At 65.2% G+C, this 14,685-nt stretch carries 12 protein-coding genes; 7 read left to right on the top strand and 5 right to left on the bottom strand.

The genetic code is table 11. The features are described 5' to 3' along the window. Positions 1 to 9: 9 nt before the first annotated feature. Both AC1DN0_RS28655 and AC1DN0_RS28660 read left to right on the top strand, forming a co-directional pair. The gene (locus AC1DN0_RS28655; RefSeq protein WP_035861286.1) at positions 10 to 945 is read left to right on the top strand and encodes a LysR family transcriptional regulator; all 936 of its coding nucleotides are present in this window, start codon (positions 10 to 12) and stop codon (positions 943 to 945) included. Between the two features lie 24 nt (positions 946 to 969). After that, positions 970 to 1,212, top strand: coding sequence for a hypothetical protein (locus AC1DN0_RS28660; RefSeq protein WP_441636077.1), 243 nt, complete (start codon positions 970 to 972; stop codon positions 1,210 to 1,212). Positions 1,213 to 1,331: 119 nt separating this feature from the next. Here AC1DN0_RS28660 and AC1DN0_RS28665 read toward each other — a convergent pair whose 3' ends face one another. After that, positions 1,332 to 2,717 (bottom strand): FAD-binding oxidoreductase, encoded by a 1,386-nt coding sequence (locus AC1DN0_RS28665; protein ID WP_477146186.1) that lies wholly within the window; start codon positions 2,715 to 2,717, stop codon positions 1,332 to 1,334. Positions 2,718 to 3,275: 558 nt separating this feature from the next. After that, positions 3,276 to 4,175 (bottom strand): LysR family transcriptional regulator, encoded by a 900-nt coding sequence (locus tag AC1DN0_RS28670; RefSeq protein WP_441636073.1) that lies wholly within the window; start codon positions 4,173 to 4,175, stop codon positions 3,276 to 3,278. Between the two features lie 151 nt (positions 4,176 to 4,326). Here AC1DN0_RS28670 and AC1DN0_RS28675 point away from each other — a divergent pair, with 151 nt between their 5' ends. After that, positions 4,327 to 5,358 carry an NAD(P)H-quinone oxidoreductase gene (locus tag AC1DN0_RS28675; protein WP_441636071.1) on the top strand — a complete coding sequence of 344 codons (1,032 nt, stop codon included), beginning with the start codon at positions 4,327 to 4,329 and terminating at the stop codon, positions 5,356 to 5,358. A 175-nt stretch (positions 5,359 to 5,533) separates the two neighbouring features. Here the strand turns inward: AC1DN0_RS28675 and garD are convergent, their stop codons facing one another. Together garD and AC1DN0_RS28685 are read right to left on the bottom strand one after the other, a co-directional pair. After that, a complete protein-coding gene (garD, locus tag AC1DN0_RS28680; protein WP_477146187.1) occupies positions 5,534 to 7,153 on the bottom strand; it encodes a galactarate dehydratase in 1,620 nt (539 codons plus the stop codon). A 57-nt stretch (positions 7,154 to 7,210) separates the two neighbouring features. Further along, on the bottom strand, positions 7,211 to 8,566 hold the full coding sequence (locus AC1DN0_RS28685; protein ID WP_441636067.1) for an MFS transporter: 1,356 nt from the start codon (positions 8,564 to 8,566) through the stop codon (positions 7,211 to 7,213). A 463-nt stretch (positions 8,567 to 9,029) separates the two neighbouring features. Here AC1DN0_RS28685 and kdgD point away from each other — a divergent pair, with 463 nt between their 5' ends. Beyond that, entirely contained in the window at positions 9,030 to 9,944 is a 915-nt protein-coding gene (gene kdgD / locus AC1DN0_RS28690; RefSeq protein WP_441636065.1) for a 5-dehydro-4-deoxyglucarate dehydratase, read from the top strand. Positions 9,945 to 10,265: 321 nt separating this feature from the next. Here kdgD and AC1DN0_RS28695 read toward each other — a convergent pair whose 3' ends face one another. Next, complete coding sequence (locus AC1DN0_RS28695; protein ID WP_441636723.1) at positions 10,266 to 11,228, bottom strand: LysR family transcriptional regulator; 963 nt, start codon at positions 11,226 to 11,228, stop codon at positions 10,266 to 10,268. 100 nt (positions 11,229 to 11,328) lie between these two features. On the opposite strand from AC1DN0_RS28695, the gene AC1DN0_RS28700 reads away from it, so the two are divergent. Genes AC1DN0_RS28700 through AC1DN0_RS28710 form a run of 3 tightly spaced genes read left to right on the top strand, consistent with a single transcriptional unit; the run spans position 11,329 to position 14,650 of the window. Then, complete coding sequence (locus AC1DN0_RS28700; protein ID WP_477102075.1) at positions 11,329 to 12,597, top strand: CaiB/BaiF CoA transferase family protein; 1,269 nt, start codon at positions 11,329 to 11,331, stop codon at positions 12,595 to 12,597. Beyond that, positions 12,597 to 13,628 carry an NADPH:quinone oxidoreductase family protein gene (locus AC1DN0_RS28705; protein ID WP_441636725.1) on the top strand — a complete coding sequence of 344 codons (1,032 nt, stop codon included), beginning with the start codon at positions 12,597 to 12,599 and terminating at the stop codon, positions 13,626 to 13,628. Before AC1DN0_RS28700 ends, AC1DN0_RS28705 begins: the two co-directional genes overlap by 1 nt. Continuing rightward, a complete protein-coding gene (locus AC1DN0_RS28710; protein ID WP_477146188.1) occupies positions 13,604 to 14,650 on the top strand; it encodes a tripartite tricarboxylate transporter substrate binding protein in 1,047 nt (348 codons plus the stop codon). The genes AC1DN0_RS28705 and AC1DN0_RS28710 overlap by 25 nt, the downstream gene beginning before the upstream one ends. Positions 14,651 to 14,685: the final 35 nt, after the last annotated feature.

Below are 14,685 nucleotides of genomic sequence, written 5' to 3' on the forward strand. Positions count from 1 at the left end.
ACACACCGCATGACCGCGCTCAACTCCGAGGACCTCGCCTGCTTCGTCTGCGTCGCCAACACGCAAAGCATCTCGCGCGCGGCGCTTGAAATGGGCGCGGACCAGTCCACCGTCAGCCGACAGATCGCCCGGCTGGAAGCGGCGCTGGACACCCGCCTGTTCCACCGCAGCGGGCGCGGCGTGGTGCTGACCGAAGCCGGCCAGACCCTGATCGTCTACGCGCGCCAGGTAGCGGCCACGCTGGCGGAAGCGCGCGAAGCCATTCGCGCGTCGTCGGCGCAGGGTCCGGCGCAGTTGGTGATCGCGGCGCAGCCTACCATTGCCAACACTGCGTTCGCCAGCATCGGCACCGCGCTCAAGCAGCGCTTTCCCGCCACCAGGGTTCGCTTTGTCGAAGGGTTGGCGAGCCCGTTGCTGGCCTGGCTGGCGGCGGGCGAGATCGACGTCGCTCTGCTCTATCTGCCCGAGCAGCAAGGCGCGCTGAAGGTCGACATCCTGCTGGAAGAAGACCTGACCCTGGTCACGCCAACCTCGTGGAGCCATCTCGGCCCCACCTTTCCGGTGCGCCGGCTGGGCGAAGTGCCGCTGATCCTGCCCAGCACCGGACACGGCCTGCGCGTACTGGCCGAGTCGCTGGCGGCCAGGGCCGGCACGAGCCTGCAACTGGCGCTGGAATGCGATGCCTCCAATACCGTATCGATGCGGCTGGTGGAAGATGGCTGCGGCGCCACCCTGCTGCCCTTTGCCGCGGTGGCCGACCGCGTGGCGCAAGGTCGGTTGCATTCGGCGCGGCTGGTGGATCCGGTGGTGACGCGGCAGGTGGCGCTTGCCACCGCGCGAAACCGCACGCCGGTGCCTGAGTTGTGGGACATCATGCAGACGGTCAGGCAGTCGGTGCGGAATATCGTGATGTCGGGGGCGTGGCCGGGGGCGCGGTTGATTTGACCGGCATCAAAGCCCGCCAAGGCCATGGGCAATGCCAAACGCGAGGAGACTATCCATGAACGCCGACCAATTCCGTACCATCCAGGCTCCGAGTACCTCGAGCACCCCGAGGCCGCCTCGGTCGCGCTGCGCGATGCGCGCGTGCTCGTGGAAGGCGACCTCGATTTCCGCGGCACGCTTGGCGTGAGCAAGGAAACTGCCGTGGGTTTTCAGGCGATCCGGCTGCGTCTTGAACTGGATACGGACGCTCCGGTCGAGCAGGTCTAGACCCTGCTGCGCCTGACGGAGCGCTACTGCGTCGTCTGCCAGACGCAGGCCCGCGGAACCCCTTTGGCGGTCGGCCATGCTGTCGGCGGCGAGCCGGCGGCAAGGCCAGGTTCCCCCCGCTACGCAGGCTTGATGTTCTGGTTGTGGCGGAACAGGTTGTCGGGATCGTACCTGCGCTTGACGTCGGCCAGCCGCGCGTAGTTCGGCCCGTAGGCCGCGCCAACGCGATCGCCCTCTTCCTGCGTCAGGAAGTTGACGTACACCGAGCCCTGCGCGTACGGCGCCGCCGCCTGGAAGACCTCGCGCGACCAGGCGATGCAGGCATCGTCGTCGGCCGGGTCGGTCCAGCGTCCGTGCACGTTCATGACGAAGTTGRCATCGCGGCTGGGATAGGCCGTGGCATCCACCGCCACCCGGTTGGTCTGGCCGCCCAGCGAGCCGATGAATATCTCTGTGTGCGGGGAAGGCAGCTTGTTGATGTAGTCCGTCAGCAGCGTGATCAGGCCGTCGTCGAGCCCGGCGAAGTTGTGCGATTTCCAGTAATTGCGGGCGCCGGGCGTCAGCAAGGGATCGAACGCCTGCTGCCACGCGGTGAATGGCATGGGCCCTACGTGCTCGCCGTAGGGCGTGCCCAGTTTCCGCAGGGGCTCGGCCAGTCGCGGCCCGTCCGCCACCGGCCCGATATAGCAGATAGCCAGCGCCACGATGGGCTTCCCATGCGCTTCGGGCGGGAGGAACGGCAGGGGCGGCGCCAGCCGCATCACGGCCCAGACGGTCAGTTCGTCCGGCATGCCGGCGAAACGGTCGCGCAGTGCCTGCAAGACCGTAGCTGCCTGTGACAAGGGATAAACGATCAGGCCACCGAACACTTCCGGGCCGACCGGATGCAGCGCGAACTCGAACAGCGTGACCACGCCAAAATTGCCGCCGCCGCCGCGGATGGCCCAGAACAGGTCGGCATGCTCGGAGGCGCTGGCGCGCACCAGCTTGCCGTCGGCGGTGACGACCTGCGCCCCGACGAGGTTGTCGACCGACAAACCGTACTTCCGGCTGATCCAGCCAAAGCCGCCGCCCAGCGTCAGGCCGGCCACACCGGTAGTCGAGTTGATGCCCAGCGGCGTGGCGAGGCCAAAGGCCTGGGCCTCGTGGTCGAAATCGCCAAGCGTCGCGCCAGGCTCGACATAGGCGCGCAGCGCGGTAGGGTCGATTCGCACCGACTTCATGGCAGACAGGTCCAGCGTGATCCCGCCCTCGCATATCGCCAGGCCGCCGATATTATGGCCACCGGCGCGTACCGAGAGCAGCAGGCCGTTGTCTCGCGCGAACGCCACGGTATGCATGACATCGGCTGCGCCCGCGCTTTGGACGAYGAGCCCGGGGCGCCGGTCAATCATGGCGTTCCAGATGCTGCGGGCCTCGTCATAGCCCGCATCGCCAGGCTGCAGCGCCTGGCCTCTCAATTTCGACTTCAAGCCTTCGACCAGCTCGCTGGACAGATCAGCCATGATGCACCTCGCGACGGAATCCCCGGCTACGGGTTCGGCCGCGTTACCGGCAAGGTGCCACAAAGCACGGCTTGATCCGTCTCCGGCGTCATGTCTCCAGGGAGGACGGCATGGCGGACTGAAGGGGGAAAAGCGGCTGCCGGCTGGCTTGAGGAAGGCTGGGAGGGGCCGAATCCTTCCTCATTTAAGGTTGATCCCCGGGTAATGTAAAGCAACCGGGACACTGGTCCCGATAGTCGCTTCTCGCTTCGACGATCACACTTGCGCAGGAGAAGCGTATCGCCGCATTCGACGCGCCAGCGAGCGGCAACAAGTACTCGCAACAGCACATCATCGAAGTTGGCGACGTGCCTGGCACAAGCTGCGGCTGTTCGAGTTAGTGCGCAGTGATGGCGGTAAAGATCAGGCAATTGAGGTCGTCGGCCTCAAAGAGGCCGTTATCCGTGGCACCAGCGACCTGACCGACTTGAATGGGCCCGGCTGCGGCTCGCATTGAACGGCTGACATTCCGCATAAATCGGCCGCTCGGGCAGGTAGCGCGACACGCAGCAGCCGCAGCTAAGTCGTGCGCGACCATTTTGTGTGGGTTGTGTGATCTTCGAACGCGGAGACGATGCCGTCAATCATTGCTGTGATGCGCGCGGTATGCCGAAGGTCTTGATGCGTGACGAGCCAGATTTCGTAGACCGCCCCACGTGCGGGTTCCGGCCATACCTGCACGAGGCCGTCGTGTTCAGCCAGATGGATCGGAAGCTCACCGATGCCGAGGCCTGCCTTTACCGCGGTACGCAGCATGAGGCTGGAATTGAAGGTCGATACGATGCGCCCCGCGTGTATCGGTTCGCCAGCAAGCGTCGGTGATCGATTACCGGTCCAGTTTCCCTGATAGCAGACAAGATCGTGGCCCGCGAAGGCGGAGCCAGCAGCGGGCTTGCCGTGGCGCTCGAGATAAGCATTCGATGCAAAGAGCGCCATGGGCCAGCGAGCCAGGCGCCGCGCGACTAGATCGGGATTTTCCGGCCTGACTGACCGGACCGCGATATCCGCTTCACGCTTTGCCAGATTTAGCATGCGCGTCGACGTGTCCAGCAGGATGCGCACTTCGGGATGCGCAGCATGCAGGCGTTCGATGGCGGGAAGCAGGAATTCGAGCGCAATCGAGTCGGTGCTGGTGACTCTTACGTCCCCCGCAAGCCGTGTATCCGTGCCTTGAGTTCGTCTGACGAGTTCGTGTGCGGAGTGTTCCATTTTCTCCGCCGATCTCAACGCGGCCTCGCCTGCGGCGGTCAACGCGTAACCCCCAGAGGTGCGCAGGAAGAGCGTTGCACGTAGGGCATGCTCTAGTGCCGCGATCCGTCTGCCGACCGTCGCCTGATCGAGGTTGAGCGTCCTGGCCGCTCCACGGAGCGTTTTTTCGCGCTCCACCGCGAGAAACACTCGCGCGTCATCCCAGTTCATCGTGCCGCCCTCATGATGCAAATTTGCATCTGTCAGATTGAATAATGCTGCACATATTCATCAGCGTCGAGGCCTAAACTGAACGCAAGAGTTCCTCGTTCAATGATCCGCCCGGATCAATCGAGCCTCATCTATAGAAGGATTGGTATCCATGTCTGCTTCAACTTATCATGTGCCGCCGTCCATGACGGCCGTTGAGATCAAACAGCCCGGCGGTCCTGAGGTCCTGGTTCCGACCATGCGCGCGGTGCCGATGCCGGCCGCCGATCAGGTTCTGATCCGCATCCACGCAGCTGCCGTGAACGGTCCAGACGTTTTCCAGCGCAAAGGGCTGTATGATCCGCCCCCCGGCGCTTCGGACATTCCAGGGCTGGAAGTGGCAGGTCAAGTGGTTGCCGTTGGCCCCGACGTGTCCCAATTCCGGATCGGCGAACTGGTGTGTGCATTGATTCCCGGTGGGGGCTACGCAGAATATGCAGTCGCGCACGCCTGCAACACGATGCATATCCCCAAAGGCCTGACGTTGGTGGAAGCGGGGGCAATGCCCGAAACGTTCATGACGGTATGGCTGAACCTGTTCCAGCGCGGCAAGCTGGTTGCCGGCGAATCGGTGTTGATCCATGGCGGCGCGTCAGGTATCGGTACCACGGCGACCATGCTGGCGAAGGCTTTCGGCGCAGCGAAAATCATCACGACAGTTGGCTCGCAGGCGCATCGGGAGGCAAGCCTGGAGCTAGGTGCAGACCTCGCGATAGATTACCGCGAGGAAGATTTCGTCACCGAGGCGAAGCGGTTTACCGATGGAAGAGGCGTCGACGTGATCCTCGACATCATTGCCGGCGACTACGTGGCTAGAAACTATGACGCCGCAGCCATGGACGGACGGATCCTCCAGGTGGGCGTGATCAAGGGGCCGGCGAAGGATCTCAACGTCTTGCCGATGTTGACGAAGCGTCTGACGCATATGGGCTCGACATTGCGATCGCGCACATCCGCGGACAAGGCGGCCATCATCAATGAACTGGAGCGGCAGGTCTGGCCGCACATCGAGAGCGGCAAGATCAAGCCGGTTGTCTACAAGACCTTTGCGCTTGCCGACGCTCGCGGCGCTCACGAACTGATCGATTCCGGCACACACTTTGGGAAGATTGTCCTTACGACAGGTGCCGATCTCATTGGCTGAAGCCTGGCTTGCCGGTTTCAGGCCACTAACACGGGATTGAAGTGAGTCCAATGGCACAAAAATAAAGCAAATCGCTGGGTTTCGAGTCATAAAGCGAATCGACCGAATTGCCCAGCGAATTGGTTTGGCTGACAGATAGCCGCCGCCCGCCCGGATGTCCCGGAGCGCCCTTCGCTCAGGTCACTGGCGCCGGATTGAACAGCGCCAGCGAATTGTGCAGTTTATGGTGTTCGGCCCAGGTCTTCTTGCGGCCGCTCGCTACATCCAGCATCAGCCGGAACAGCTCCCAGCCCACGTCCTCGATGGTGGCTTCGCCAGTGGCGATGCGGCCCGCATTCACGTCCATCAGGTCGTGCCAGCGGCGTGCGAGATCGCTGCGGGTGGCGACTTTGATCACCGGCACTTCGGCCAGGCCGTACGGCGTGCCGCGGCCGGTGGTGAACACATGCAGGTTCATGCCCGCGGCCAGTTGCAGGGTGCCGCAGATAAAGTCGCTGGCCGGCGTGGCGGCGTAGATCAGACCCTTCTGCCTGAGCTTTTCACCGGGTGAGAGCACGCCGGTGATGGCGGTGCTGCCCGACTTGACGATCGAGCCCATCGCCTTCTCGACGATATTGGACAAACCGCCCTTCTTGTTGCCCGGCGTGGTATTGGCGCTGCGGTCGACGCGGCCTTTTTCCAGGTAGCGGTCGTACCAGTCCATCTCGCGGATCATCGCCTGCGCCACTTCCGGCGTGGCGGCACGCGCGGTGAGCTGGTCGATGCCGTCGCGCACCTCGGTGACTTCCGAGAACATCACGGTGGCGCCCGCGCGCACCAGCAGGTCCGTGGCAAACCCCACGGCGGGATTGGCGGTCACGCCGGAGAATGCATCGCTGCCACCGCATTGCACGCCAACCACCAGTTCGGAGGCCGGGCAGGTTTCGCGGCGGCGCTGGTCGAGCCTGGCCAGATGGGTGTGCGCCATGGCCATGATGGCGTCGATCATGCTCTCGAAGCCCACATGCTGGTCGTCCTGCAGGCACACCACGCCAACCTCCACGCTGCCCGCGCCGGTCTGTACCGRCATGGTGCCGGGCGGCATCAGGCGTTCGGGCTGCAGTTTCTCGCAACCCAGGCTCACCATCATCGCGGTGCCGCCGAAGTTGGGGTTGAGGGCGATATTGCGCAGCGTGCGGATCGGCACGATGGCATCCGGCGCATCGATGGCCACGCCGCAGCCATAGGTATGCTCCAGGCCCACCACGTCATCCACATTGGGGTACTTCGGCAGCAACTCGGCCTTGATGCGGCGCACGGCATGCTCCACCACGCCCGACACGCATTGCACGGTCGTGGTGATGGCGAGGATGTTGCGGGTGCCGACGGAGCCATCCGGATTGCGGAAACCTTCGAAGGTGTAGCCYTCCAGCGGCGGCAGCGGCGCCGTCACGCGGGTGCCGATGGGCAAGTCGTCCAGTCCGGGCGCCACCGGCATCTCGATCACTCGCTCATTGACCCAGCTTCCCCTTGGCAGGTCATGCAGCGCATAACCGATCACCACGTTGTAGCGCACCACCGCATCGCCGGCCGCCAGGTCCGCCAGCGCCACCTTGTGGCCCTGGGGTACCCGCTCGCGCAGCGTCAGTCCGCAGGGAAACACGGTTCCCGCCGGCAGGCCGCCATCGTTGGCGACGATGGCCACGTTATCCAGCTCATGGATGCGGATATACAGCGGGGTGCCTTGCGCCTGCGTGCCAGGCTGCGAACCGGCGGACTGCCCTACTTGCTCTACTTTGATATCGATAACCGACATGTTCTCTTTCCTTGCGAAACGCTTCCGGTAGCCTGGCCACGCAACACGGCATGGCCATCAGGGATGCTTGAGTTCTACGCGCTTGATTTCCTTGACGATCACCAGGTAGCTGATCACTGTCACCAGCGCGTTGGCGCCGACGAACACCAGCGCGCCATTGAAGGAACCGGTGGTGGCAAGGATATAACCGATCACGATTGGCGTTACGATACCCGCGATATTGCCGAACATATTGAAGATGCTGCCGGCCAGGCCGATCACTTCCTTCGGTGCCGTATCCGCCACCACGGCCCAGCCCAGCGCGCCGATGCCCTTGCCGAAGAAGGCCAGTGCCATGAAGCCCACCACCAGCCATTCGCTATCCACATAATTGCAGGCCACCATGCTGACCGACAGCAGCATGCCGGCGACGATCGGCACCTTGCGGGCCACCGTCAGCGAATAGCCGCGGCGCAGGAAGCCGTCGGACATCACGCCGCCCAGCACGCCGCCGAGGAAGCCGCAAATGGCCGGCAGCGACGCGACGAAGCCCGCCTTCAGGATCGACATGCCGCGCGCCTGCACCAGGTACACCGGGAACCACGTCAGGAAGAAGTACGTCAGCACGTTGATGCAATACTGGCCCAGGTACACACCCAGCAGCATGCGGTTGGACAGCAACTGGCGCACATAGAACCAGCGGGCGCCCGCGGGTTCCTGCTCCTTCTTGCCGGCGTCGCCGCTCATCTCGACAAGGCCGCCGCCCTGCCGGATATGCTCCAGCTCGGCGCGGTTCACCCCCGGATGGGTAGCCGGGCTGCGCACCACCTTGAGCCAGAGGCCGGCCAGCACCATGCCCAGCGCGCCCATCCACAGATAGACATGGTGCCAGCCCAGCGCGTGGGTCAGCCAGGCCATCAGCGGCGTGAAGAGCACCGCGGCAAAGTACTGGGCGGAATTGAAGATGGCCGAAGCCGTGCCGCGCTCGGCCGTGGGAAACCAGCTGGCAACCACCTTGGCATTGGCCGGAAACGCCGGCGACTCGGCCAGGCCCACCGCGAAACGCAGTACGAACAGCGTGGTGACGGCAGCGCCAACCGTGGCGAACGCGCCGATAAAGCCCTGCAGCAGCGTGAATAACGACCACAGGAAGATGCTGCAGGCATAGATGCGGCGGGCGCCGAAGCGGTCGAGCAGCCAGCCGCCGGGGATCTGCGCCATCACATAAGCCCAGCTGAAAGCCGAGAAGATAAAGCCCATCTGCACGGCGTCGAAGCCGAACTCCGCCCGCATCGCGGGACCGGTGATGGAAAGCGTGGCGCGGTCGGCGTAGTTCACCGTCGTCACCACAAAGATCATCAGCAGGATCCAGTAGCGGACATTGCTGCGGCGGGTGGCCTGCCCGGCCACGCTGAGGGTATTGCTTGGATTCATGGGGTCTCCGGCGCCGGCCGCGACGGATATGGGCGGCACCCTTATCCGGCTACCGGCCATCCCGAAGCTTTCATGGCCGCGTGATATGTCGTCGTATGACTCGGATTATAGGCAACGGGTTTCTCACGCAGCATTCAGTGTTTACCCGAGGTGAAGTGTTTGTGGAAAATCGATGCGCGCTCTTGTTGCGCGTTCAACGGTATGTCGGCCGCACGCTGTTCGAAGCTAGCTTTCAAGCAGCTTTCAGGCCGGCCCAGGTATTTTGCAGCGTTTTGCCATGACCCCGGCGCTCATGGGCAGGCCATCGGGATTTCGTGCGGCGCCCTGCTGGTGCCAAACAAATCCACTTGCACAATCGCCAGCCTACTTGTACGATGACGTATCTCGAAAATGTGCGGACCTCCGGAAAGCACCAGAGCCACTGCCCTAAACCCTGCCCTTGCGGCGCTCAGGACCAGCCACCATGACCACACCACAAGAACTCAAGCAGATCGTCTCGCAAGGCCTGCTCTCCTTCCCCGTGACCGACTTCGACGCGCAAGGCAACTTCCGTCCCGAGACCTACGTCGAGCGCCTCGAATGGCTGGCCCCCTACGGCGCCACGGCCCTGTTCGCCGCCGGCGGCACCGGCGAGTTCTTCTCGCTGACGCCGGACGACTATTCCAATGTGATCCGCACCGCCGTGGAAACCTGTGCGGGCAAGGTGCCGATCCTGGCCGGCGCCGGCGGACCTACCCGCATGGCCATTGCCTACGCCAAGGAAGCCCAGCGTCTCGGCGCCAAGGGCATCCTGCTGCTGCCGCACTACCTCACCGAAGCCTGCCAGGAAGGCATTGCCAACCATATCGAGGAAGTCTGCAAGTCGGTTCATATCGGCGTGATCGTCTACAACCGCGGCAACTCCCGCATCAACGCGGAAATGCTGGAACGCCTGGCGGACCGCTGCCCCAACCTGATCGGTTTCAAGGACGGCGTGGGCGAGATCGAGAACATGGTACGTATCCGCCGCAAGCTGGGCGACCGCCTGTCTTACCTGGGTGGCCTGCCCACCGCCGAAGTCTATGCCGCTGCCTACAAGGCGCTGGGCGTGCCGGTGTACTCCTCGGCCGTGTTCAACTTCATCCCCAAGACGGCGATGGACTTCTACCGCGCGATCGCGGCCGACGACCACGCCACCACCAACCGCCTGATCGACGAGTTCTTCCTGCCCTACTTGGACATCCGCAACCGCCGCGCAGGCTACGCGGTGAGCATCGTCAAGGCCGGCGCCAAGCTGGTCGGGCACGACGCCGGCCCGGTCCGCGCGCCGCTGACCGATCTGGACGAGCAGGAACTGGCGATGCTGGACGCGCTGATCAAGAAGCTGGGCCCGCAGTAAGAGGACCGCAGAGCTACGCCGGCGCGTCAGCGCCGGCGTTAGTCATGCCAGTCACCCGGGCGATGCCGGGGAAGCGGACCTGACCACGCCTGTGGCGTGCCAGCGCAAGATCGCATCCCCGGCCAGGCCCAGTTCCGCCAGGACCTCCATGTTATGTTCGCCCGCGCCACCGCATCCGCCGCTCGCCACGCCAGATCCGCCTGCCGGCGCTGCGCGACGCCGCCGGCAGGCGGATCTGGCGTGGCGCCGGCCTTCCTGGGCGCCGCAAGGCGCCAGCAGGGCAACCCATCCGGTGCACGTTCGCTGGTGTGAGCCGCCAACCTATCGAGCGGCCGCGGCCTCCCCACCGGCCCCACGCCCAACCCAGTTGCCCGCCTGGCTCTCCAGCCGCGCCCGGATGAAATCCATCAGGGTGCGGGTGGCCAGCGTGGGAAACCGGTTCGGCGCCGTCAGCATGTAAATGCTGTCGCCCACGCCTTCGGGTTCGTATTCGGGCAACACCTCCACCACTTCGCCGCGGCCGATCTGCTGCCACACCGCATAGCGCGGCAACAGAGCAACGCCAAGCCCAGCCATCATCGACTCGAACAGGAAGGGATAATCGCCGGACTGGATGCGCGGGGCGACCCGCAGGATCAGCGGCGTGCCGGCCAGTCTCAGCTTGAGATCAAAGCGCCGCCCGAGCGATGCCGGCGCAATCAGGTCGCAATGGCCAAGATCCTCGGCGCGGCTCACTGGCCCATGCTCAGCCAGGAAGGCCGGCGCTGCGCACAGGCACCAGCCTACCCCGCAAATCCTGCGCGCCACGTGGTCCTCCGGCGGCAGGGAGGTGATCTTCAGCGCCACATCCACCTCGGCGGAAATCAGGTCGCCGATGTAGTCGTTGATCAGCACGCGCAAGGAGATGGCCGGGTATTGCCGGGCAAATTCCAGTAATACCTGCGCCAGGTAGAGATGCCCGAGTCCGGTGGGCAGGCGGATCCGCACGTCGCCGCGCACGGTCTGGCCAAGGCTGTCGATCGAGGTGCCCGCCGCCTGCAGTTCATCGAGCATGCGAACGCCGTGCGCATACAGCAGCCGCCCGGCCTCGGTCAGCTCCACATGGCGGGTGGTGCGCCGCATCAGTTGCGCGCCCATATGCTGCTCAAGGGCCTTGAGACGGCGCGAGACATTGGAGCGGGTCATGCCGCCGCGCGCGGCGGCGGCCGTGAGCGTTCTGGATTCCACGAGCGTGACGAACAGCCGGATCAGGTTCAGGTCGAAGCTGGGATTATTGTCAATCATGAGTCAACACGGGTGGCACAGGCCGACGGATTGTCACGGCCAGGAGTACGCCCTAGCATAAGCCATCCGACGCCACCTTACGACTCTCAGATCCCTGCCGATGGCCCAGACCGACCTGCAATCCGCATTAGCTTCACCTACCGCCTCTTCATCCGAAGCGGTTGACGAACTGCCCTTCTCTGGCCTGCGCATCCTGGATATCAGCCAGGGCATTGCGGGCCCGTATTGCGCGCATATCCTCTGGCAACAAGGCGCCGAGGTCATCAAGGTCGATCCGCCGGCGGGCGACTGGGGCAGGCATGTGGGCGTGGTGCGCGGGGAGCACAGCGCGCTGTCGATCGCGTACAACGCAGGCAAGCGCGGCGTCTGCATCGATGCGGCCACCGACGCCGGCAAGGCGCTGCTATTCGACCTCGCGCTGCAAGCGGATATCGTGGTGCAGAACTTCCGGCCGCAGGTTGCCGAGCGGCTCGGCGTGGGCTATGCCGCGCTGTGCGCGCGCAATCCGGCGCTGGTCTATGTGTCGATCAGCGGCTACGGCGCGGACGGCCCCTATGCCGACTATCCGGCCTCGGACTCGGTGATGCAGGCCGACAGCGGCCTCATGCACACCAACCGCATGGCCGACGGCACGCCGCGCCGCATCGGCATGCTGCTGGCGGACGCGGCCACCGGGCTGTATGCGGCGCAAGCCTGCGCCGCTGCCTTGTGCAGGCGCTTTCGCCGCGGCCTCGGCGCGCATGTCGAGCTAAACCTGTTCGACGCCTGCGTAGCGCTGCAGGCCAACAATATCCTCGAGTACGCCATCCAGGGTGCCGTGGCCGCCGGGCCGGTGAGCGCGCCGAATGGCGTGTTTGCGACCAGCGACGGCAGCCTCACCTTGCTGGCGCTGAACAACGCGCAGTTCGGCAGGCTGTGCCTGGCGCTGGATCGCCCGGCGTGGGCGGACGATGCGCGCTTTGCCGACAATGCCAGCCGCATGGCGCACGCGGCGTGGCTGCAGGACGCCGTGGCTGCGGTGCTTGCCGGCAAGAGCACGGGGCACTGGCTGCGCATCCTTCAGGCGCACGATATCCTCCATGCGCCGGTGCGCGACTACCGGCAAGTGCTCGACCACCCGCAAGCCGCGCAGCAGGAGACGTTCCAGACGGTAGCGCAGCCTGGCCTGGCTACCCTGCCGTTTGCCGGCATCCCGGCCAAGGGCATGCGGCGCGTGCCCACCGCAGCGCCGCGTGTCGGCGAACACACCGAAGCCGTGTTGCGCGAATGCGGCATAGCGCCTGACAAGCTCGCCCGATTGCTGGAGTGTGGTGTTGTCAGGCAGGCTAGCCCTTTGGCTGGCCAAAACACGGCGGGAGCCACGGCATGATGCGCGCCCTGCTCTGCGAGCACTTCGGCAAAGCGCAAGACGTCCGCCTGGCGAGCATCCCGCGGCCGGCGCTTGCGGATCCGCACGCGGTCACGCTTGCCGTGGAATATGCCAGCGTGAGCCACGCCACCGGCCTGATGGTCGCGGGACGCTACCAGACCAAGCCGCCGTTGCCGTTCGTGCCCGGCACCGAGGCGGTCGGCCGCGTAGTGGCTTGCGGCGCGGCCGTCACGCGCCTGCGCCCCGGCGACCGCGTGGTGGCCATTGCCGACTGGGGCTGCTTTGCCGACGAAGTCACGCTGCCGGAGTACACCGTCTACCCCATACCCGATACGCTTGACGCGCTGCAAGCCCTGCCGGTCCCGCTCTCCTACGGCACCGCTTACTGCGGCCTGGTGTGGCGCGGCGCCGTGCAGCCGGGAGAAACGGTGCTGGTGCTCGGCGCCGGCGCCGGCGTGGGGCTGGCCGCGGTGGAAATCGCCCACCAGTTGGGCGCGCGGGTGATCGCCTGCGCCAGCACCGAATCGAAACGCGCGGAAGCCCTGCTGCGCGGCGCTCAGCATGCGCTGGCCCCGGAAGACCTGGCCGCCACAGTCAAGCGCGTAACCGGCGGGCATGGTGCCGACGTGGTGGTGGATCCGGTAGGCGGCGACCTGTTCGACCAGGCGCTGCGCGCGGCCGCTGCCAATGCGCGGATTCTCAGCATCGGCTTTGCCAGTGGCCGCATCCCGCAAGCGCCGCTGAACCTGCTGCTGGTGAAGAACCTGACGCTGCATGGATTTTTTGTTGGCCGCTATATCGGCTGGACCCCCGCCAACGAGCGGGCACAGCATGCGCCTGCGCTGCAGGCCGTCATGCGCACGCTGTGTGCCTGGGCCAGCGAGGGCAAGATTCGACCGACCGTGTCGAAGGTGTACCCGATGAGCGGGCTGGCCGAGGCGCTGGGCGCCCTGGAAGCCAGGCAGATCGTCGGCAAAGTCGCGATAAAAATCAAGGAGACAAATTCATGCCATTCCGATTCAGGGTCCTGAACACGCAACACGGTACACACCGCACCAAGCATCGCCGTTGCGCACGCCATCTGGTCTTGCTCGCGACTCTCGCCACGGCTGCCATTGCCGCCTTGGGCGCATCTCCCACCCGTGCCGCCGACGATTTCCCGCAACGCCCCATCCGCATGGTGCTGCCTTACCCGCCGGGCGGGCCAACCGACTTGCTGGCGCGCGTGGTCGGCGTCAAGATGGGCGACACGCTCGGCCAGACGGTGGTGATCGACAACAAGCCGGGCGCCAGCGGCATGATCGGCGCGGAAGTGGTCGCCAAGGCCGCGCCCGACGGCTACACGATTCTCGCCAATGCCTCGCTGCATGTGATCAACCCGAGCATCTACCCCAAGATGCGCTACGACGCGTTTCACGATTTTGTGCCCATCACGCAGTTGGCCGAAGTGCCACTGGTGCTGGTGGTCAACAACGATTCGCCCGTCAAGACCGTGCAGGACCTGATTGCCTATGYGAAGGCCAAGGGTGGCAGCATCAACTTTGGTTCGGCGGGAAATGCGTCGGCCCAGCAACTGGCCGGCGAGTCGTTCAAGTTCGCCGCCAATGTCTCGATGCAGCACGTGCCGTACAAGGGCAGCTCGCCCGCGCTGACCGACCTGATGGGCGGCCAGATCCAGTTGATGTTCGATTCCATGCCATCGGCCATGCCGTTTATCAAGGCCGGCAAGCTGCGCGCCGTGGCCGTCACCACGCTCAAGCGCGCGCGTGCCCTGCCGGACGTGCCCACGGTGGCGGAGTCGGGCTTGCCTGGCTTCAATATCAGCACCTGGTACGGGTTATGGGCACCGCGCGGCACGCCGGCCCCGATCGTGGCGAAGCTGGCGGCCCACGCCGCGCAGGCGCTGCGGCAGCCCGATGTGCAGCGCCAGTACGCCGACATGGGCGCCGAGCCGGTAGGTTCCTCCCCCGCCGAGTTCGCGCGCTACACCGTGGCGGAGGGCAACAAGTGGGCCGAGATCGTACGCAAGTCGGGCGCCAAGGCGGATCAGTAGCCATCGCTGCGCTGCCATGGCAAGCGGCAGCGCGG

The sequence above is a fragment of the Cupriavidus sp. 05N39 genome, from assembly GCF_056397325.1.